15 protein-coding genes are annotated in these 20,143 nt (G+C 68.8%); 9 read left to right on the top strand and 6 right to left on the bottom strand.

Features of this window, described 5'->3' with window-relative positions:
- The first annotated feature begins 251 nt into the window (after nucleotides 1–251).
- The 9 genes from J2847_RS18740 to J2847_RS18700 all read left to right on the top strand — a co-directional run bounded on the left by J2847_RS18740 (nucleotide 252) and on the right by J2847_RS18700 (nucleotide 10,681).
- Complete coding sequence (locus tag J2847_RS18740; RefSeq protein WP_209780403.1) at nucleotides 252–827, top strand: hemerythrin domain-containing protein; 576 nt, start codon at nucleotides 252–254, stop codon at nucleotides 825–827.
- A 228-nt stretch (nucleotides 828–1,055) separates the two neighbouring features.
- Nucleotides 1,056–1,820 (top strand): gluconate 2-dehydrogenase subunit 3 family protein, encoded by a 765-nt coding sequence (locus tag J2847_RS18735; RefSeq protein ID WP_233474620.1) that lies wholly within the window; start codon nucleotides 1,056–1,058, stop codon nucleotides 1,818–1,820.
- Nucleotides 1,821–1,832: 12 nt separating this feature from the next.
- On the top strand, nucleotides 1,833–3,605 hold the full coding sequence (locus tag J2847_RS18730) for a GMC family oxidoreductase (protein ID WP_209780402.1): 1,773 nt from the start codon (nucleotides 1,833–1,835) through the stop codon (nucleotides 3,603–3,605).
- The gene (locus tag J2847_RS18725; RefSeq protein ID WP_209780401.1) at nucleotides 3,602–4,834 is read left to right on the top strand and encodes a cytochrome c; all 1,233 of its coding nucleotides are present in this window, start codon (nucleotides 3,602–3,604) and stop codon (nucleotides 4,832–4,834) included. Before J2847_RS18730 ends, J2847_RS18725 begins: the two co-directional genes overlap by 4 nt.
- On the top strand, nucleotides 4,831–6,024 hold the full coding sequence (locus J2847_RS18720; RefSeq protein ID WP_325169441.1) for an HlyD family secretion protein: 1,194 nt from the start codon (nucleotides 4,831–4,833) through the stop codon (nucleotides 6,022–6,024). The genes J2847_RS18725 and J2847_RS18720 overlap by 4 nt, the downstream gene beginning before the upstream one ends.
- On the top strand, nucleotides 6,021–7,613 hold the full coding sequence (locus J2847_RS18715; RefSeq protein WP_209780400.1) for an MFS transporter: 1,593 nt from the start codon (nucleotides 6,021–6,023) through the stop codon (nucleotides 7,611–7,613). The genes J2847_RS18720 and J2847_RS18715 overlap by 4 nt, the downstream gene beginning before the upstream one ends.
- Nucleotides 7,614–7,794: 181 nt before the next feature.
- Nucleotides 7,795–8,889, top strand: coding sequence for an SDR family oxidoreductase (locus J2847_RS18710; RefSeq protein ID WP_233474619.1), 1,095 nt, complete (start codon nucleotides 7,795–7,797; stop codon nucleotides 8,887–8,889).
- Nucleotides 8,890–8,925: 36 nt separating this feature from the next.
- Nucleotides 8,926–9,423, top strand: coding sequence for a DUF4142 domain-containing protein (locus J2847_RS18705; protein WP_209780398.1), 498 nt, complete (start codon nucleotides 8,926–8,928; stop codon nucleotides 9,421–9,423).
- Nucleotides 9,424–9,598: 175 nt separating this feature from the next.
- Nucleotides 9,599–10,681, top strand: a complete 1,083-nt coding sequence (locus J2847_RS18700) for a spore photoproduct lyase family protein (RefSeq protein WP_209780397.1) — start codon at nucleotides 9,599–9,601, stop codon at nucleotides 10,679–10,681.
- A 17-nt stretch (nucleotides 10,682–10,698) separates the two neighbouring features.
- On the opposite strand, the gene J2847_RS18695 is transcribed toward J2847_RS18700, so the two are convergent.
- The 6 genes from J2847_RS18695 to J2847_RS18670 all read right to left on the bottom strand — a co-directional run bounded on the left by J2847_RS18695 (nucleotide 10,699) and on the right by J2847_RS18670 (nucleotide 20,124).
- Nucleotides 10,699–10,926 (bottom strand): hypothetical protein, encoded by a 228-nt coding sequence (locus J2847_RS18695; RefSeq protein ID WP_209780396.1) that lies wholly within the window; start codon nucleotides 10,924–10,926, stop codon nucleotides 10,699–10,701.
- A gap of 192 nt (nucleotides 10,927–11,118) precedes the next feature.
- Nucleotides 11,119–15,132, bottom strand: coding sequence for a cellulase family glycosylhydrolase (locus J2847_RS34655; RefSeq protein ID WP_209780395.1), 4,014 nt, complete (start codon nucleotides 15,130–15,132; stop codon nucleotides 11,119–11,121).
- Between the two features lie 611 nt (nucleotides 15,133–15,743).
- Nucleotides 15,744–16,784 (bottom strand): sensor histidine kinase, encoded by a 1,041-nt coding sequence (locus tag J2847_RS18685; protein ID WP_209780394.1) that lies wholly within the window; start codon nucleotides 16,782–16,784, stop codon nucleotides 15,744–15,746.
- Entirely contained in the window at nucleotides 16,781–17,230 is a 450-nt protein-coding gene (locus J2847_RS18680; protein ID WP_209780393.1) for a response regulator, read from the bottom strand. Before J2847_RS18680 ends, J2847_RS18685 begins: the two co-directional genes overlap by 4 nt.
- A complete protein-coding gene (locus J2847_RS18675; protein ID WP_209780392.1) occupies nucleotides 17,220–18,722 on the bottom strand; it encodes a sensor histidine kinase in 1,503 nt (500 codons plus the stop codon). Before J2847_RS18675 ends, J2847_RS18680 begins: the two co-directional genes overlap by 11 nt.
- Before the next feature lie 598 nt (nucleotides 18,723–19,320).
- Nucleotides 19,321–20,124 (bottom strand): NAD(P)H-dependent oxidoreductase, encoded by an 804-nt coding sequence (locus J2847_RS18670; RefSeq protein ID WP_411800602.1) that lies wholly within the window; start codon nucleotides 20,122–20,124, stop codon nucleotides 19,321–19,323.
- Between the last annotated feature and the right edge of the window lie 19 nt (nucleotides 20,125–20,143).

The following is a 20,143-nucleotide window of genomic DNA, read 5'->3' as shown; positions in this document are numbered from 1 at the left end:
GTCGTTGCGCGGGGGGCGCAGGATGAAAACCGGCCTCCCCCACGGTCGTCCGAAGCGTGCCGGACCCCAGGTTGAACAGCGCAGGGTGCGGAACCTCCCCTGACCGGGTGGCGTATGCCCGTGGTGCAAGCCGCCCCACGGCGACCGTTCCGGGCCCAAGCGCTCCCCGCAACGCGGATGGATGGGCGGAACGGCCTGCGCGGCCTCATGTTTTCTTCCATCATCGCCAACACCACGAGGGAGCGCGAACGATGGCACGGTCCGACGGTTGGTTGTCCATGCAGGGAATGGCGGCGTTCGCGGGTGGCGCGGCCCTGGCGGTGATCGCCAGCCGGCTCCTGCCGCCGCTGGTGGCGCAGGTGGCCGGCTCGGCTCGGGCCCGCGCCGGGCGCGATCCCTTCGACGCGCTGGCCGACGACCACCGGCGCATCCTCGCCCTGCTGTCCGAGATGGTGCGGACGCCCATCGACGCGACGGTGCGGCGGACGCAGCTGCTGCTGCGCCTGAAGCGGCGGCTGGCCGCGCACGCGGTGGCCGAGGAGGACGTGGTCTACCCGATGCTGCGCGACGACGCCCATCTGGAGGAGGACGCCCGGAGGCTCTACGGAGACCACGCCGAGATGAAGATGCACCTCTTCGCGCTGGAGCGCATGGCCAAGGACGACCCGCGCTGGCTGGCCGTGGCGCACGAGCTGAAGCACGTCGTCACCGAACACATCCGGCAGGAGGAGACCGTCGATTTTCCCAGGCTCCGCCACGCCCTGGACGAGCGGGCGGTCGTCAGCCTCTCCGGCAACGTCGCGCGCGAGAAGGCGCTTCTGCTGTAGCGCGGCCCCGCCGCGGGGACATCCCTCCGGCGGCGTTCGGCATCGACGCTTTGGAGCGGTCGCGAACACCGGAAGGCCAGGGTACACCCACCCGCCTGTTCCGTCGGCGCAGCCATGCGTGGGAGGGACGGAACCACGCCGTCAAGGCACCGTTTGAGCCGGGAGACCCGCATGCCGGCGACGCTCCGCCGGCACGCGATTCCCACGCCGACGGGAGCATGGCCGAGAATGAGCAGTCCCCATCCCTTCCACACCAGCCGACGCCAGTTTCTCGCCTCGACGGCGATGGGGCTGGTGGCGCTGGCGGCGTCGGGGGCCAAGGCGCGCACGCTGTTCGGCACCGGCCTGCCCTGGGACGCCGGCGCGGCGGACCCGCCGGAGCGGGTGCCGCCCGGCCCCTGGACCGTCTTCACCCCGCGCGAGGGCGAGCTGGTCGAGGCCATCGTCGAGCGGCTGATCCCGGCCGACGATCTCAGCGTCAGCGGCAAGGACGCCGGCTGCGCGGTGTTCATCGACCGCCAGCTCGCCGGTCATTACGGCGATTCCAGCCGGCTTTACATGCAGGGGCCCTTCCAGCCCGGCCTGCCCACCCAGGGCGACCAGAGCGACCTGACTCCGGTCGCCAAGTACCGGCACGGGCTGAAGGCGCTCGACGAGCATTGCCGCCGGACGATGGAGGGCAAGGGCTTCACCGACCTGACGCCCGAGCAGAAGGACGCGCTGCTGACCGACATGGAGAAGGACGCCGTCGCCTTCGACGGGCCGGTGGGTTCCGGCAGCTTCTTCAGCCTGATCCTCCAGAACACCATGGAGGGGTTCTTCGCCGACCCGATCTACGGCGGCAACCGCGACATGGTGAGCTGGAGGATGATCGGCTTCCCCGGCACCCGCTACGACTACCGGGACCATGTGCTCAAGCACAACCAGACATACCCGCTGCCCCCCGTCGCCATCGGCGGCCGGGGCGATTGGGCGATGGCGACCGGGCGATGAAAGGCTGACGCGATGGCGAGCAAACTCCCCCACAAGGACGTGGTCATCATCGGGCTCGGCTGGAGCGGCGCGATCCTCGCCAACGAGCTGTGCGACGAGGGGCTGGACGTCGTCGCCATCGAGCGCGGGCCCTGGCGCGACACCGCCAAGGACTTCAACATCGGCTACGCCCCCGACGAGCTGCGCTACAATTCCCGGCAGGAGCTGATGCTGCGGCCGGCGCAGCTCACCGTCACCGCCCGCAACAACGCCGGCCAGACGGCGCTGCCGATGCGGCAGTTCGGCAGCTTCCACCCCGGCAACGGCGTCGGCGGGGCCGGCGTCCACTGGGCCGGCATCACCTGGCGTTTCTCGCCGGCCGACTTCCGCCTGCGCTCCCACTACAGCGAGCGCTACGGCGCCCAGGCCATCCCCGACGGCATGACCATCCAGGACTGGGGCCTGACCTACGAGGACATGGAGCCCTGTTACGACCGGTTCGAGTATCTGGCCGGCATCTCCGGCAAGGCCGGCAACCTGAACGGCGAGAAACAGGAGGGCGGCAACCCGTTCGAGGGCGCGCGCAAGCGCGACTACCCCAACCCGCCGATGATGCAGACCTACGGGCCGACCCTGTTCGCCGAGACCACCGCCGGCATGGGCTACAAGCCCTTCCCCATCCCGTCCGCCCTGCTGTCGCGCACCTACACCAACCCGCTGGGCGTGACGATGGGGCAATGCACCTTCTGCGGCTTCTGCACCAACTACGGCTGCGCCAACTATTCCAAGGCCAGCGCCCAGACCACGGTGCTGCCGGTGCTGATGCGCAAGCCGAACTTCGAGGCGCGGACCCTGTGCGAGGTGATGAGGGTCAACCTCGATTCCACCGGCAAAAAGGCCACCGGCGTCACCTACGTCGACAGCTCGGGCGAGGAGTTCGAGCAGCCGGCCGATCTGGTGATCCTCTGCGCCTTCATGCTCGACAACGTCCGGCTGATGATGCTGTCGGGCATCGGCACCCCCTACGACCCGCAGACCGGCAAGGGGGCGCTGGGGCGGAACTTCTGCTACCAGATGGCCAACCAGGCCGTCGGCTTCTTCGACCCCGCGAAGTACAATTTCAACAACTTCATCGGCGGCGGCGCCACCGGCATGGCGATCGACGAGTTCAACAACGACAATTTCGATCATGGCCCGCTGGGCTTCCTCGGCGGCGGCAGCACGCGCTGCGCGCCGATCGGGGCCGAGCCGATCTCCAAGCGGCCGACGCCGCCGGGCAGCCCGACCTGGGGATCGGGCTGGAAGAAGGCGACGCGCGACAGCTACCTCAGCAACCTCAGCGTCGGCTGCGAGGCGAGCAGCTACGCCGACCGCGGCAATTTCCTCGACCTCGACCCGACCTACAAGGACCGCTTCGGCCGTCCGCTGATGCGCATCACCTTCGACTTCCCCGAGAACGACGTGAAGATGTCGGCCTACGTCACCGGGAAGGTGGCGGAGATCGTCCGCGCCATGGGCGCGCGCGAGGTCGTCGAGAATCCGCGCACCCGCCCCTGGTCGGTGGTGCCCTACCAGTCCACCCATGTGGTCGGCGGCACGGCGATGGGGGCCGACCCCTCGACCAGCGTCGTCAACCCCTTCCTGCAAAGCTGGGACGTGCCGAACGTCTTCACCGTGGGGGCGAACGTGTTCCCGCAGAACTCCGGCTACAACCCGACCGGGACGGTGGGCGCGCTGGCCTTTCGGGCGGCCGACGCCATCCGCAGCCGCTACCTGAAGGCCCCCGGCCCGCTGGTGCACGCATGAGCCGGCTCGGCCTCGCCACCGCCGCCGCCGCCGTGGCGCTGTTCGCCGCCGCCGGCACCATCCGCGCCGACAGCCAGGATTACGAGCTGGTCGAGCGCGGCCGCTACGTCGCCGTCGCCGCCGACTGCGTCGCCTGCCACAGCGTGCCCGGCGGCAAGCCCTACGCCGGCGGCGTGCGGCTCGACACGCCCTTCGGCGCGCTGGTGGCGCCCAACATCACCCCCGACCGCGAGACCGGCATCGGCGCCTGGACCGAGGACGACCTGCGCCGCGCCCTGCACGAGGGCATCGGCCGGGGCGGCAAGCGGCTCTACCCGGCGATGCCCTACCCCGCCTACACCAAGATGACCGACGAGGACGTCCGCGCCCTGTGGGCCTACCTGACCACGCTGGAGCCGGTGAACAACGCGGTGGACGTCAACCAGCTTCCCTTCCCCTTCGACATCCGGCTGTCGATGGCCGGCTGGAACCTGCTGAACTTCGAGCCGGGCCGCTTCCGCCCCGACCCGCGGAAGACGGAGGAATGGAACCGCGGCGCCTATCTGGTCGAGGCGCTCGGCCATTGCGGCACCTGCCACACGCCCAAGACCGCGCTCGGCGCCGACGAGGACGACCGCGCGCTGGAGGGCGCCAACCTCCAGGCCTGGTACGCGCCGGCCATCACCACCGACACGCGGACCGGCATCGGCGGCTGGTCGAAGGAGCAGCTCGTCGCCTACCTCAAGACCGGCGCCAACCACGCCACCATCGCCTCCGGGCCGATGGCGGAGGAGATCCGGAACTCCAGCTCGAAGATGACCGACGCCGATCTGGCGGCGATGGCGACCTATCTGCTGGACCAGCCGCCGCCGGGCGGCGAGGCACCGGCCCGGCTGGCCGCCGACGACGGCCGGATGCGGGCCGGCGGCGCCATCTACCAGGACAGCTGCGCCGCCTGCCACGGCGGCGACGGGGCCGGGCAGACCCATCTGTTCCCGACCCTGGCCGGCAGCGGCGTGGTGCAGGCGGACGACCCCGCGACCCTGATCCGGCTGGTGCTGGAGGGCTCGCGCGGGGTGGCCACCGACGCGCGCCCGACCGCGCCGGCGATGCCGCCGCTCGGCTGGCGGTTGTCCGACGAGCAGGTGGCGGCGGTCGTCACCTACATCCGCAACGCCTGGGACAACGCCGCCCGGCCGGTCTCCGCCGCCGACGTCGGCAAGGTCCGCAGGGCGGTGGCGGCGCGGTGACGCCGCCGGACCATAGGGGGCCGGACCATAGGGGACCGGACCACGACGCGGAGCGCGCCGTGGTGGCGCCGCCCGCATCCCCGCCGGCCACGGCCGCGCCGGTGGCCTGGAGCCCGTGGCTGGTGCGCAGCGCCGTGCTGGCGCTGGCCCTGCTGCTGCTGGCCGCCTTCGTCACCCGCTGGGACCGCTGGGTCGGCTCCGCCGTCCGCCAGACGACCAACGACGCCTACCTCCAGGCCGACACCACGCCGCTGGCCGCGCAGGTCTCCGGGACCGTCCGCTCGGTGCCGGTCGGCGACTTCCAATGGGTGAAGGCCGGCGACCCGCTGGCCGTCATCACCGACGACGAGTACCGCGCCCGCGTCGCCGAGGCCGAGGCTGCCCTGGAGGCGGCGGACGCGGCGATCGCCCTGCTCGACATCCAGAAGCGCGCCCAGCAATCCCTGATCGACCAGGCCGAGGCCAACGTCCACGGGCTGGAGGCCGACGCCTGGCGCGCCCGCCTGGAGGAGCGGCGCCAGCAGGATCTGTCCGAACAGGGGCTGGCCGGCACCCTCCAGGCCCTGCAACAGGCCCAGGCGGCGGCCCGCCGCGCCGAGTCGACGCTCGGCGCCGGGCGCGCCCTGATCGACCAGCAGAAAGCGACGCTCGTCGGGCTGGACGTCCAGCAGCGGCAGGCGCGCGCCACCCGGCAGCAGCGCGAGGCGGCGCTGGCGCTCGCCCGCATCGACCTGGACCGCACGACCATCCGCGCCCCCGCCGACGGCATGGTCGGCCAGCGGCAGGCCCGCCCCGGCCAATTCGTGGCGGTCGGCAGCCAGATCATCACCCTGGTGCCGCTGCCCAACGTCTGGGTCGTCGCGAACTACAAGGAAACCCAGATGACCCGCCTGCGCGTCGGCCAGCCGGCGACCATCCGGGTCGACAGCTTCCCCGACACGCCGCTGACGGGCCGTGTCGAATCCCACTCCCCGGCGAGCGGCAGCCAGTTCGCCCTGCTGCCGCCGGAGAACGCGACCGGCAACTTCACCAAGATCGTGCAGCGCATCCCGGTCAAGATCGTCCTCGACACCCCGCACCCGCTGATGGACCGCCTGCGGCCGGGCATGTCGGTCGAGGTCAGCATCGACACGACAGGGGACGACGCCAACGGCTCCGACAGGTCCCCGGCCGTTGGAGGCGGATCGTGACGGCCGCCGAGGCGCGCCGTCCCCTGCTTCTCCGCTTCCGCCGCCACGCCCGCCGCAGGGCCGGTCCGGTCATCACCCACCACCCGGTCGTCGGCATCCTCGGCGTGCTGCTCGGCGCCATCATCTCCACCCTGACCGCCCGCATCACCGCCTTCGGGCTGGCCGACATCCGTGGCGCCATCGGCGCCGGCTTCGACGAGGGGGCCTGGATCACCACGGCCTACACGGTGGCGCAGATGGCGGTGGCGCCGGCCGCCGCCTTCTTCGGCGCGGTCTTCGGCCCCCGGCGCATCCTGCTGGTCTCGGCGGCCAGCTACGGGGTCGCGGCCCTCGCCCTGCCGCTGACCGGCAGCCTGCCGGGCGTGCTGGCCTGCCAGGTGCTCGCCGGCCTGTCGTCGGGCACCTTCATCCCGCTGACCATCGGCTTCATCGTCCGCAACCTGCCGCCGCGCTTCGTGGTCTACGGCATCGCCGTCTACGCCATGAACATCGAGCTGTCGCTGAACCTCTCGGCCTCCGTCGAGGGCTGGGTCATCGAGAACCTGAGCTGGCACTGGCTGTTCTGGGACACCGCCCTGCTGGCGCCGCTGATGTGGCTGTGCGTGTATGTCGGGATGCCGCGCGAGCCGACGCGGCGCGACCTGCTGGCGACGGCGGACTGGTGGGGCATCGTCTACGCCAGCGCCGGCTTCGCCCTGCTCTACGCCGCGCTCGACCAGGGGAACCGGCTGGACTGGCTGAACTCCGGCCTCGTCGTCGGGCTGCTTCTGGCCGGCGGGCTGCTGGTCGCCGCCTTCGTCGTCCAGGAGTTGACCTGCCCCACCCCCTGGATCACCTTCGGCGCGATCTTCCGGGGCAACATCCCGCTGCTCTGCCTGCTGCTGGTGCTGCTGCGGCTGGTCATGCTGTCCACCGCCTTCCTGATCCCGCAATACCTGATCACCGTGAACAACTACCGCGCGCTGGAGGTCGGCGACACGCTGCTGCTGATCGCCCTGCCGCAGTTCCTGCTGGCGCCGCTGATCGGCACCCTGCTGCGCCGCGCCGACGCCCGCGTCACCATGGCGGCGGGCTTCGCGGCGGTCGGCGCGGCCTGCTTCCTGTCCGCGCGCCTGACGGCGGACTGGATCGGCGAGACCTTCCTCGCCTCGCAGATGCTCCAGGCCTTCGGCCAGTCCTTCGCGATGACGTCGCTGATCTTCTTCAACATCAAGAACCTGTCCCCGGCCCACATCCTGACGCTGGGCGCCCTGATGCAGACCGCGCGGCTGCTGGGCGGCGAGCTGGGATCCGCCTTCATGCAGACCTTCGTGCGGGTGCGGGAGCAATTCCACTCCTTCACGCTCGGCATGAACGTGCAGGCCGGCGACCCGGACACCGTGCGCCGGCTCGCCGGCACCGCCGCGCGGGTCGCCGCCCGCTCGGCCGGCGACGCCGAGGCCACGGAACGGGCCGCCTCGCTCCTGGCGGGCGTGGTGCGCAAGCAGGCCTACGTCCTCGCCTACGCCGACGGCTTCCTGGTGATCGGCTGGCTCGTCGTCGGCGGCCTGCTGCTGATCGCCCTGCTGCGCCCCGCCCCCGCCGGGTGACGGCAGGGCTCGGCGTCTGGGTCCGGTTTCTGGGTCCGGTGTCCCCGGACGGCCGGCACTTCCGCAGACAGGCCCGGCGGACAAGCCCGTTCGGCCACGAAAGCCGCCGGCCGCCGGAACCCAAACCATCGCCATGCGTTGCCGACCCGGCACATGGTTGCTTGTCACGAGGGCACAGAGCATGAAGTCAGGTCCGGTCGTCTGCATCACGGGAGCGTCCGCCGGCGTCGGTCGCGCCACGGCGCTGGCCTTCGCGGCGCGGCACAAGGCCTCCATCGGGCTGATCGCGCGATCGCGCGACGCGCTCGAAACAGTCCGGCGCGAGGTCGAGCGGCTCGGTGGGCGTGGGCTGGTCCTGCCCCTCGACGTCAGCGACGCCCAGGCCCTGTCCGCCGCCGCCGACCGGCTCGAGCAGGCTTTCGGGCCGGTCGACGTGTGGGTCAACAGCGCCATGGTGACGGTGTTCGGGCCGGTGACGGCGCTGACGCCGGAGGAATTGCGGCGCGTCACCGACGTGACCTATCTCGGCTCGGCCTACGGCATCCAGACGGCGTTGCGGTCCATGCGCCCGCGCGGCCGGGGCACGATCATCCAGGTGGGCTCCGCCCTCGCCCACCGCTCGATCCCCTTGCAGGCGGCCTATTGCGGAGCCAAGCACGCCATCGTTGGTTTCGTCGACAGCCTGCGCTCCGAACTGTTGCACGACGGCAGCCGGGTGCGGATCACCATGGTGCAGTTGCCGGCGGTCAACACCCCCCAGTTCGAGTGGGCGCGCAGCCACATGCCGCACCGTGCCCGCCCCATGGGAACGGTCTTCCAGCCCGAGGACATCGCCCACGCCATCCTGCACGCGGCCGAGCATCCCAAGCGCGAATACTGGCTGGGCACGACGACGGTCGAGGCGATCCTGGGCAACAGCCTGCTGCCGGGCGTCGGGGACCGCTACCTTGCCCACGCCGCGGTGGAGGGGCAGGAAACGGAGGAGCGCGAGCGGCCCGGCCGGCCGGACAACCTGTTCCAGCCGGTGGAGGGCCTGCACCGCACGCGCGGCCGCTTCGGATTGCCCCGCCACCGCCTGCGGCTGGTGTCCGAGGCGGGTACCGCGCGCGGAACCGCGCTGATGGCGGGCTTGCTCCTGGCCGGTGGGCTTGGTTACCTTTTGGGCAGTGCCCGCCCTCCACGCCGGCGGCCGGCGGAAGGTTCCCATGACGTAAGGAACCGGCCGGCCTTCCCGAAAGGTGAATGGGAAAATCCACCGTTCCATCGACCTTCCTAGGCTCAACACCGCAACATTGCGCCGGGAAACGAACCCATGAAAAAGACGCTCCTGTTCTCCGCAACGATGGCCCTGCTGCTGTCGGGACCCGCCGTTTCCCTGGCACAGCAGCCGAGCCGCGCGGATCTCCAGTTCGCCGAGAAGGCCGCCATCAGCGACCAGTTCGAGATCCAGACCGGACAACTCGCGGCCGAGAAGGCTCAGAAGGCCGAGGTGAAGGCGGTCGGCCAGCAGATGGTGGCCGATCACGGGAAGACGTCGGCGGCGATGAAGACGCTGGCCCAGGCCAAGGGAATGACCCTGCCGGCCAAGCTGGACGCCGAGCACCAGCAGAAGCTCGACCAGCTCAAGGGGCTGTCCGGCGGCGCGTTCGACAGCGCCTACATCAAGGCTCAGGTGGAGGCGCACCAGACGGCGGTCGCGTTGTTCGAGACCCAGGCCAAGCAGGGCCAGGACGCCGGCCTGAAGCAGTTCGCCCAGACCAATCTGCCGACGCTCAAGCAGCATCTGCAACATGTGCAGAGCCTTCAATAGGCGACCTTGAAGGCTGCCGTCCACGCGTCGCTCGGGTTCGTGGGCCGTTCGTGGGCCGGTTCGCGGACAGGTTCGCGGATGGAAGGGCAGCCGGTGTCCGCCGCCCTCCCCACCCGGCAACCACGCCACCGGGCGCAGGATGCGCGACGATGACGGCGGGGTGTACAATGCGGCCATGAGCAACGCACCGCCCCCGCTGCCCCTGCCTCCATTGGAGATTACCCGCATCCTCGCCGAGCCGGCGGCGGCCGAGCATCCGCGCGGCCGTGCCATCCTGGCCCGCTTCCCCGACGCCGAGCGGGTGACGATCGCCTCGCACTGGAACATCCCCGATCTGCACGGCGACGCCGACCAGCTGGACAGCTACGTCCGCACCAAGCGCAGCGTGCTGGTGCTCGGCGTCAAGAAGACGCTCGCCGTGCGGCCGAACGGGCGCAGCGCCGATTTCATCGCGCCGTCCCATTCCAACGGCTGCGCCATGGCCTGCGCCTACTGCTACGTCTCGCGGCGCAAGGGCTACGCCAACCCGATCACGACCTTCGTCAACATCGACGGCATCCTCGCCGCCATCGAGCGCCACGCCGGCCGGCTCGGGCCGAAGCCGGAGGCGAATCAGGTCGATCCGCGGGCCTGGGTCTACGACGTTGGCGAGAACGGCGACTGTTCGGTCGACGCGCTGATCTCCGACAACGTCCGCGACCTCACCGCCCTGTTCCGCCGCCTGCCCAACGCCAAGGGCAGCTTCGCCACCAAATACGTGAACCGCGACCTGCTGGGCTACGACCCGGCCGGCCGCATGCGCATCCGCTTCAGCCTGATGCCGGCCGAGCTGGCCCGCACGCTCGACGTCCGCGCCGCCCCCATCCCCGAGCGGATCGCCGCCATCGAGGAATTCGTGCGCGCCGGCTGGGAAGTGCACCTGAACTTCAGCCCGGTGGTGGTCTACGAGGGCTGGACCGCCGCCTACGCCGAGCTGTTCCAGCAGATCGACGCCGCCCTGTCGGAGCGCGCCCGTGTCCAGATCGCCGCCGAGGTGATCTTCCTCACCCACAACGAGGAGCTGCACGACCTGAACCTGCGCTGGCACCCCAAGGCGGAGGAGCGGCTGTGGACGCCGCGCTGGCAGGAGCCCAAGCGCTCGGAGAACGGCGCCGTCAACGTCCGCTACCGGGCGGCGCTCAAGGGCCGGATGATCGCCATGTTCCGCGAGCTTCTCGCCCGCCACATGCCCTACTGCCGGGTCCGCTACGCCTTCTGAACGGGATCGGCCACCGCTCAGAACAGCGGAAGCTGCATCCTGCCGCCGTCGTCGACATGCCGTTGCGCCGCCCGGACGGCCGCGTCCTGGGCGCCTTCCTGGCTGCGCGCCGTCCCCTTGGCGACCGGCTCGCCGGCAACGCTCACCGACCACAGCCAGCCGTCCGGCCGCCATGTGACGGCCAGATCGCAGCCATGGATGCGGGTGACCATGTGACGGACGGACCAGACGGGAGACAGCGGCATCCAGGCCTCGGGGTGAGGGCAGTTCCGATCCCGGCAAAGCCGGCAACGGCGTTTTGGGAGGCCCTGGTATATCCCGTGCCGCCCCTCCAGGCCAGCACCACCGGATGGGCGGAAGCACGCGAGCCCCCGCCCCACCCTCTCGTTTCCGGTGGAGAGGTTGGGCGGAGGCCCAGCGCCGATCCCAGTGCCCCGTTACGCGAACAGGAAATGGGTCTTGTTCAAGGAGGACATCTGCACGTTGGCGAGCGTGATCCCGTCGGTCGATCCGAGTTCGATGGCCAGGTTGCTCCCCGATTGGGTGAGGTGGGGCGCCAGATCCGCCATGCCGTGGATCGACGTCCAGCCCCGCAGATCGATGACGTCTCCCCCTGCGGCGGTGGCGAAGTCGCCGATGTAGTCGTAGCCGCCTCCGGGATTGAAGACGAACACGTCGCTGCCGCTTCCCCCCTCCAGGTAATCGTTGCCGGCCCCGCCATCGAGCGTGTCGGCGCCGTCGCCGCCGGACAGAAGGTCGTTGCCATCGCCACCAAGAAGGCTGTCGTCTCCGATGTAGCCGACGAGGGTGTCATTGCCGGCGAGCCCGATGAGGGCATCGTCGCCGGCCGTGCCGACCATCTGGTCGGCGTTCGCGGTGCCGTACTCGGGCGCTGCGGCGAAGCGGAAGTTGGCGGCGGTGAGGCTGCCGAGGCTGACACCGGCCAGCGTGATGCCCGTGCCGTTGCCGAGATAGATGCCGGTGTCGTTGCCCGACTGGGTCGCGCCGGCCATGACCGCGCCAAGGCTGGTCATGCCGGCGATGGAATGAACATCGATGATGTCCCCGCCGCTGCCGGCTTGGAAATCCCCGACATAGTCGTAGCCATCGCCGGGAGCCATCACGAAGGTGTCGCTGCCGGTTCCGCCGACCAGATAGTCGTTCCCGATGCCACCCGCGAGTGTGTCGTTTCCGGTTCCGCCCGACATCACGTCGTTGCCGGCGCCACCGAACAGGACGTCGTTGCCGTCCTCACCGAACATCTGGTCGTTGCCGGCCCCACCGGACAGCGTATCGTTGCCTTGGGCCGCATACATCTGGTCGACGCCGTCGCCGCCGGTGATGACGTCGGCGCCGCTGGTGCCGAACCATTGCGAGGGGGCGAACAGGAAGTTGGCCTCGACCAGGGACGAGACCTGGAGGTTTCCAAGTGTCAGCCCGTCCGTCGGGCTGATGTCGATGGCGACGTTGGCGCCGCTCTGGGTCAGGGTCAGGTCGGCAAGGCTGTGGATCGTGGTGATGGAGCGAAGATCGATGATGTCGCCGCCGGCCCCGGCCGTGAAGTCGTCCACGTAATCGTAGCTGTCGCCCAGCTTGAAGACGATGGTGTCGGTGCCGCTTCCCGTCTGGATGTGGTCGATGCCGGCCCCGCCCCAGAGGGTGTCGTTTCCGGCACCGCCGTAGAGCTGGTCGCCGCCGCCGCCACCGATCAGGCTGTCGTTTCCGTCCTCGCCAAACAGCTGGTCGTTGCCGTCACCTCCATCCACCGTGTCGTTGCCGTTGCCGGCAAAGACCTGATCGGCCACCGTGGTGCCGGTCCAGTTGTCGGGTCCGGCGGTCAGGTAATAGGTCTGAGGCGTCGGCTGCGAGGAATCGTCGTTCAAGATGACGCCCTGGGCCGTCGCGGTGGTGAAAACGGTGGGATCGTTGGGCAGGGCTTGCAGGGTGACGGTGAAGCCTTCGGCCGCTTCGACGGCGGTGTCGCCGAGAACCGCAACGCTGATGGTCGCGGTGGGGCTTCCGACGGCGAAGGTGGCGGTGCCCGAGGGGAAGGTGCCGCCGAAATCCGCGGCGTCCGCCGGGGCGGAACCCGACCCGGCAACCGACCATTGCACGGTCTTCGCCGTGTCCGTGCTGCCGGTCCGGGTCAGAGTGAAGACGAAGCTGGTCGTGCCGCTGTTGCCCTCGGCCTGGGAAACGACGGCCGGGGTGATGGAGACCGAGGCCGGCTCCTCCGGCGGCGGCCCGTCGGTGATGGTGATGGTGGAACCGCTGGCGATGAAGTTTTCCGCCGCGTAGCTGCCGGTCAGCACGATGTCGAGATCGCTGCCCGGCGTGGCGTCGGTGCCGATGTGGAGGATGGTGTCGTTGCCGCTCGCCTCCATGCGGATGCCGCCGAGCCCCAGCCCCGCGCCGTTTCCGGACGCCACGGCTCCGGTGAAGGTCAGCCCGGTCACCGCGATGACGTCGCCGGTCTTCGCGTCGGTGATCCGGTCGGCCGAACCGGCGTTGCCATAGGTGGTGAATTCGAAGCGGTTCAGGCCGGCGCCCCCGGTGAGCAGGTCGCTGCCGGCGCCTCCGATCAGGGTGTCGTTGCCGTCGCCGCCGACCAGGGTGTCGTCCCCTCCACCGCCGGCGAGGCGGTTGGCGCCGGCGTCACCGAACAGCGTGTCGTTGCCGTCGCCGCCGATGGCGTGGCTGAAGCCGGAGATCACATCGCCCTGAGCGTCCCCGCCCGCCGCCGTGCTGGTCGTCAGGTTGACCGACACACCATCGACCGATCCGCCGTAATCGATGGTGTCGTCGCCGCCGCCTCCCAACAGCGTGTCCGCTCCCGCGCCACCGTTCAGCGTGTCGTCGCCGAGGCCGCCGTCCAGGCTGTCGTTCCCGGTTCCGCCGCGCAGCCAGTCGTGGCCGGCACCGCCCAGGAGGGTGTCGGTGCCTTCCATGCCGAACAGGGAATCGTCGCCGTCGCCGCCGAGGATCGAATCGTCGCCGACACCGCCGATCACGGTGTCGTTGCCGGATCCGCCATCGACGGTGTCGTTGCCGGCCTCGCCATCGACCAGATCGTTCCCGGCACCACCCGACAGGATGTCGTCGCCCTCGTTTCCGGCCAGCAGGTCGGCCCCGTCACCGCCGTCGAAGCTGTCCGCCCCGGCCGAGCCATCGAAGAAATCCCGGTTCGCGGTGCCGGTCGCGCCCGCGACCGCGTAGGGATCGTTCACCGCGGTGGGATCGATGTAACGGTAATGGTCGTAGTTGAAATTGCTCCATCGTCCCCAGGTGTTGCCGCTGGCTTCACCCTGCGACAGCCCGAAGTGGTCGCCATAGCTGTAATCGTCGTTGAAGGTCCAATAGGTCCAGCTCATGCCGGCCTGCCCGGCGGTCCCTCCTTGCGGGCCACCGACCCAGGGATTGTTCATGTAATCGATGAGCGTCTGGGCCCATTCCTTGCCGCGTTCGGTTTCGAAACGGTTTCCGAACTCGCCGACCAGGATCGGGGCGATGTTCTGCTTGTAGATGTAGCCGAACTGCTGGTTCCAGGTGTTGACCCAGTCCTCGGCGTCGGTGTTCGGGCCCATGCTGAATTCGTAATAGTGGGCCGAGTAGACGATCTTGTTCGTGTTGTCGCCCGTCAGCTGGATCGGATTGTTCAGCACGCCGGTGAGGTCCGATCCCCAGGTGGCGCCTTCGACGATGATCAGCCAGTCCTTGTTCGCGGCGTGCACGGCGTTCGCCAAAGCCTGGGCGCCGTCCCGCCAGGATTCGGTGGTCGCGCTCCCGTTCCAGGTCGCCCCGGTCTCGACGCCGTTGACGACCGAGCTTTTCGGTTCGTTGTGCAGGTCGGCGCCGATGACCGTGGGGTTTCCGGCATAGCGCTTGGCAAGAAATTCCCAGTCGCTGGTCACCGTCGCCTCGTCATAGGTCGGGTACGGTGCGTTGGGATCATCGTCGTACCAGAGGCCATTGCTCATGTACGAGGAATTGTCGGTCGCCTGGGCACTGGTGAAATGGTGATCGAGAATGATCCGGAGACCGACCTGCCCGGCATAGTCGATGATCTTGTCCAGCACCTCCAACGGGGTCACGACGTTGCCACCCTGCTGAAGTTCAGGATTGAAGAAGGTGTTCACGTTGGTCGGACGCAGAGCCGGGTCACGGAACCCGGACTGCGGGTCGTTCGGATCGATCAGCACGCTGGGGTCCAGCATGCGGTTGCTGATCGGAACACGGACCGTGTTGAAGCCCATGGCGACCATCTGGTCCATCACGTCCTTGTAGTTTCTCTGATCCAGACCCTGCGGCGCGAACAGGACGTCGTTCCCACCGCCATCGGTCGTTCCGGCGGCTCCGGCCCAGTTGACGCCCACCAGCTGGACCGCTTGTCCGTTGGCGTCGACGATCTGGCTTCCGTTGGTGCTCAGGAACCCGTCAGCAATTTTTGACATTCAATGGACTCCAGGCCAATAGTGACGCGGGAAAAACCAACCCCGCTGGACCCGTGCAATTATTTGCATCAAGAGGTTGCATTCCAGAAATCAATCGTAATATCCATCGCGGATTCATGATCTATATAATAGAGGTTACTGTACAGCAATCTTCCTTTCCGCCATCGTCAGCGGATTCATGCACGCAATAATCATATGAAGGCAGTCATATGATTATTAAAATTTGCAGCAAGTCATGCATCGAAAAGGCAGGGCCGTCGGAAAGCCGGCACGGGCGGGCACCCAGCCAAAGGGGGAAAACGAGGTTAATGACGCGCTTCCCGTTTCCCGGAGACCATTTGCTTTGAATCGTGCCGCAGAGTCGGTGCTCAGGTTCCGAGCCCGGCAACGCGCTTGGGCCTCGGAGGCGGAGCTGTGCCGATGGATTCGGGAATGCGCCGGTTGTGGAGCCCGTCGTCCCATTCCGGGGCGGCGAACTCGGCGGCCTTCGGGATACGCTTCAGCCCACGACACCGGCTTCGGTGGGGCATCTGGTGGCGCAACCCGCTGGAACTCCGCTTTTCAAGGCCCATCGTACCGGGGTGATTCAGGAAATCCGCCCGATTCGACCGTCACAGCGGTTGCAGGGGCATCGTCAACGTCACCCGGGTGCCGGCGTGCTGACGGTCATGATGCAGCATGGCGCCCAGGCTGGTCGCCATGGCCTGGACGATGCGGGTGCCCAAACCGGTTCCCTGCGGCGCGCCGCCACCCGGAAAGCCGATCCCGTCATCCTCCACGCTCACCGAGAGCTGCCCCCCGGCGGTCTCCGCCCGGACGCGGATGCTGCCGGACCGGCCTTCGGGATAGGCGTATTTGCAGGCGTTGGTGACCAGCTCGGTGACGATCACCGCCAGGGACACCGCCGTGTCGGTCGGCACCAGGATCGCGTCGGCGGTGACGGCAAACATGTCCGGCCGGTGCGAGGCCATGGCGGTGTGCATCTCGGCCAACAGCGTTTGCAGATAGGCATCGATCCGGACGGAGCGGACCTCGCCGGAGGTGTAGAGGCTCCGATGAATGCCGGCGATCGCGGCAATCCGCGCCTGGGTTTCCCCCAGCGCGGCGCGGGCCTCGGAATCGGACAGGGATGACTTCTGCATCTGCACGAACGCCGCCACCAGGGCCAGGCTGTTGGCGACCCGGTGGTTGACCTCCCGCAGCAGCAACTCGGCCCGGTCGCGCGCGGCGCGCACCTCCTGCTCCGCCCGTTCGTGCTCCCGGCGCAAGCGGGCCTTCTCCAGGGCTTGGTCGATCGCCGCCGTCAGCAGGTCGAAGAAGCCGTCGCCGACCTCCTTGGGAACATAGTCGGCCGCCCCCGCCTTCAGCGCCGCGACGGCGACGCGCGTGTCGCCGGCCCCTGTGACGTAGACGACCGGCGGCGCGTCGGCCCGGTCGAGCAGGATCGGCAGGATGTCCAGCCCGGTCGCCCCCGGCATCTCGTGGTCCAGCCCGACCACGGCGATGCCGCCCTGCGCCAGCCGCGCCAGCCCCGCCTCGCCGTCCGCCGCGCACTCCACCGTGTAACCGCGCCGTCCAAGCCGCCGCTGCACCAGCCGCGCCAGGGCGAGGTCGTCGTCGATGTAGAGGATGCGGACGCCGGGCTCCGTCATCCCTCCGCCTCGGGAATCTGGATGACGGAGAAGAACAGCCCGAGTTGCCGGATCGCGTTGGCGAAGCTTTCGTAGTTCACCGGCTTGGTGATGTAGACGTTCGCGCCGAGGTCGTAGCAGCGCTGGATTTCCTGGCGGTCGTCGGTGGTCGTCAGCACCACGACGGGAAAGCGCTTGGTGTAGGGGTTCGTCTTCACCCTGGCGAGGATGTCGACCCCTGTCATGTCCGGCAGGTTCAGGTCGAGCAGGATGAGAAACGCCCGCCCGGCGCTGGCCTCGCCGGTTCCGTCCGGACCGAACAGATGGGCGAGCGCGCTGGTCCCGTCGGTGAAGGGGAGGATCTCGTTGGTCACGCCGGCCCGGCGGATGTTCTTCTCGATCAGCCGGGCATGACCCTCGTCGTCCTCGATCATGACGATGCACACCGTCTGGGGGTCACGCTTCATGAGCCGGCGTCTCCGGGGACAGGGTCAGGGTTTTGGGAAGGCTTATGCGAAAGACACTGCCCTGTCCAGGAACCGAATCGACGGTGACGTCGCCTTGCAGGCGCCGGACCAGCGTCCGCACGTAGGCGAGCCCGATCCCCTCGCCGGGGCGGTCCTGCGCGCCGGAGCGGCGGAACAGCTCGAAGATTCGCTGATGGTCTTGCGGCATGATTCCGCGCCCGTTGTCGACGACCTCGAAAAGGAGACGGTTTCCCTCGGCCCGTCCGCGGATGGTGATCCGGCCGGGCCGGGCAGGATCGAGATACTTGACCGCGTTGTCGATCAGGTTCCCGAAGACCTGCTCCAGCGCGAGCCGGTCGGACACCAACGATGGCAGAGGGCCGGCGATGTCCATGGCGCACCCCAACTCGCCGGCTTGGTGGCGGACGCTGGCCAGCGCGTTCTCCAGCAGGGACTGCATCGAGACGGCTTCCGGGACCAGCGTTCGGCGCCCCTGGCGGGACAGGGCGAGGATGGCGTTGATCAGGCGGTCCATCTTGCTCGTCGAGGCGCGGATGAAGTCGATGGCCTCCGGCATGTCCTCGGTCGCCGCCCGGCGGGCCTCGGCCGCCGCCGCGTCGTCCCCGTCGGGCGGCTGGCGGTCGAGATGGGCGCGGACGCTCGCCAGCCCGCTGTCGAACTCGCTGGTGAAGCCCATCACGTTCACCAGAGGCGCGCGCAGGTCGTGGCTGACGATGTAGGCGAAGCGCTGGATCTCATCGTTGGCCCGCTGCAACTCCACGGTGCGCTCCGCCACCCGCTGTTCCAGGGAATCGTTGAGCGCCTGGATCGCGTGCTGCGCCTGCACGAGGTCGCGGGTGTAGCGCAGCACGATCCACACGGCCCCGCCCACGACAAGCAGGATGAACAGACCGCCAAGCGCCGCCACCCAGCGCGACATCCTGGCCTGCCCGTTCATGGCGGCGAGCTGGGCGGCGAGTTGGGCATCGGCCGGAGTGATCAGGTCGGCAAGCGCCTGCCGGGCCTCGTCCATCAACCTCATTCCGCGGCCGGTGCGCACGACGGCCAGGGCCTCGTCCCGGCGCCCGGTCTCCATCAAGGCGATGGTTTCCGCCAATTCCGTCCGCTTTGCCGTCGCGAGCACGGCGAGACGGTCGAGGATGTCCGACGCGACGGCGTCCTCCCCCTCGGCGAAGCCGTGCAGGCGGGCGATCGTGTCGTCCACCGCCGTGGTGGCCGCTTCGTAGGGCTTGAGATACTGGCGGTCCCCGGTGAGCAGATAGCCGCGCTGCCCGATCTCGGCGTCCTGCAACTGGCTGAGAAGGGTGCCGGCGGCAACCCGTATGGCGGTCATCCGCCCCACCGCCTGGGAGTATTGCCGCGTGCTTTCCGCCAGCCATCCCGACATCGTGACGATTCCCAGCAGCGCCAGGGCGCCGGCGAGCAGCATCAGCATGGTTCGGCGGGTGACGGTGGTGTTGGATATATGCATCACGAACGGTCGGCCGGGATGTGAAAGAGCGGGCGCCGGATGCTGAACCACCAATCGGACGCAGTACAAATTCTTACAACGCACCCAAAGCACAATCAAGCGCGTGACCGGCAACGCATCTTTAAAAGATAATATGTCTGCATAATCAATTGGTAATATGAAAATCATTCAGCCAACATATCGGATTGATGCTGGCACTGCTTTATCGGTTCCGGTGTGGGAAAGCGTACGGTCAGTTGTCGAGCAGCCAGGGAAGGGCTCTTGGCGGGAGTCTTCCACCGAAAGTGCGGACGCGGGAAGCCGAGGCCGCATCCGGCCGATGCGCGGTTTCAAACCCCGTTCAGCGACACCGGGTTCTGCTGGGGGCGCGACGGATTGCGCGCGCCACCGAATCCCCCCGCGCCGCCAACCCGACGCAAGCGGCACGCTCCGGCGGCGCGTCGACGGACGATCCAGGTCCGGAGGTTGCCGCTCCGCGCGACAGGCTCGCCGTTGCGCGCTGCACGGCCCACACCCTCCGGCCCCTTCCGCATCAAGCGCTCGGACGCGGCACGGCATTTCGCGGAACCTCCGAACGCTGGCGCAGGTCACGTCCGCATCACCCGTTCCCGGAGCCGCTTTCCGAAGGACTCCGTTCATCCCGATGCAGCGAGAAGCCGGTCGCTTCGGCACTCCCCAGATCGGGGCGAAGCTGAAGACTCGGAATCAGATATTCTCCACCGTTCTGGCGGCGGAAGGGAATCGGCGGCGTGGTGTCGAGCGTGCGCATCCGCTCGCGCAAGCGTTCCGCCGTCTGCGCGAACCCGGCTTCGTCGAGACGATCCACCCGGTAGGTGACGAAAGGCGGCAGCACGTCGTATCCCGGATAGTGCAGGATGCCGTGGTTGATGGGGAACAGCAGATCGTCGATCGGGCCGTTGATGCCGCGCGGCGAATAGTGCTCGGCCCAGCCGCCTGTCGTCACGATCAGCATCGCGCGCTTGCCGGCGAGGCGCCCCTCCCCGTAGCGGTCGCCCCAGCGCCGGTCGCTGTGCTCGCCGACGCCATAGGCGAAGCCATAGGCGTAAACGCGGTCGATCCACCCCTTGAGGATCGCCGGCATGGTGAACCACCAGAGCGGAAACTGAAGGATCAGCGTGTCGGCCCAGAGCAGCTTTTCCTGCTCGACCTTGACGTCCTCGGTCAGCGCGCCGGCCATGAAGGCTTCGCTGGATGCGGTCGCCACCTTCAGACGCCCGTCGGCGTCGAGGTTGAGAAAGTCGGCGCGATCCACCGCGGTTTTCCAGTTCATGGCGTAGAGGTCCGAAACCCGCACCGCGTGGCCCCGAGTCTCCAATTCCCTGATCGCGACGTCGCGCAGGGCGGCGTTGAGGGAACGGGGTTCGGGATGGGCGAAGACCATCAACACATTCATGATGAGC

Origin of the sequence: Azospirillum agricola, assembly GCF_017876095.1 — a bacterium.
Classification (GTDB): domain Bacteria; phylum Pseudomonadota; class Alphaproteobacteria; order Azospirillales; family Azospirillaceae; genus Azospirillum; species Azospirillum agricola.
Note: the sequence above shows the minus strand (reverse complement) of the source record. Positions and strands in the feature narration are given on the sequence as shown.

Bases quoted from the DNA above. Each gene is read 5' to 3' on its own strand.
- J2847_RS18740 (WP_209780403.1), top strand. From the start codon at position 252: ATGGCACGGTCCGACGGTTGGTTGTCCATGCAGGGAATGGCGGCGTTC.
- J2847_RS18735 (WP_233474620.1), top strand. From the start codon at position 1,056: ATGAGCAGTCCCCATCCCTTCCACACCAGCCGACGCCAGTTTCTCGCC.
- J2847_RS18730 (WP_209780402.1), top strand. From the start codon at position 1,833: ATGGCGAGCAAACTCCCCCACAAGGACGTGGTCATCATCGGGCTCGGC.
- J2847_RS18725 (WP_209780401.1), top strand. From the start codon at position 3,602: ATGAGCCGGCTCGGCCTCGCCACCGCCGCCGCCGCCGTGGCGCTGTTC.
- J2847_RS18710 (WP_233474619.1), top strand. From the start codon at position 7,795: ATGAAGTCAGGTCCGGTCGTCTGCATCACGGGAGCGTCCGCCGGCGTC.
- J2847_RS18705 (WP_209780398.1), top strand. From the start codon at position 8,926: ATGAAAAAGACGCTCCTGTTCTCCGCAACGATGGCCCTGCTGCTGTCG.
- J2847_RS18700 (WP_209780397.1), top strand. From the start codon at position 9,599: ATGAGCAACGCACCGCCCCCGCTGCCCCTGCCTCCATTGGAGATTACC.
- J2847_RS18695 (WP_209780396.1), bottom strand. From the start codon at position 10,926: ATGCCGCTGTCTCCCGTCTGGTCCGTCCGTCACATGGTCACCCGCATC.
- J2847_RS34655 (WP_209780395.1), bottom strand. From the start codon at position 15,132: ATGTCAAAAATTGCTGACGGGTTCCTGAGCACCAACGGAAGCCAGATC.
- J2847_RS18685 (WP_209780394.1), bottom strand. From the start codon at position 16,784: ATGACGGAGCCCGGCGTCCGCATCCTCTACATCGACGACGACCTCGCC.
- J2847_RS18680 (WP_209780393.1), bottom strand. From the start codon at position 17,230: ATGAAGCGTGACCCCCAGACGGTGTGCATCGTCATGATCGAGGACGAC.
- J2847_RS18675 (WP_209780392.1), bottom strand. From the start codon at position 18,722: ATGCATATATCCAACACCACCGTCACCCGCCGAACCATGCTGATGCTG.
- J2847_RS18670 (WP_411800602.1), bottom strand. From the start codon at position 20,124: ATGGTCTTCGCCCATCCCGAACCCCGTTCCCTCAACGCCGCCCTGCGC.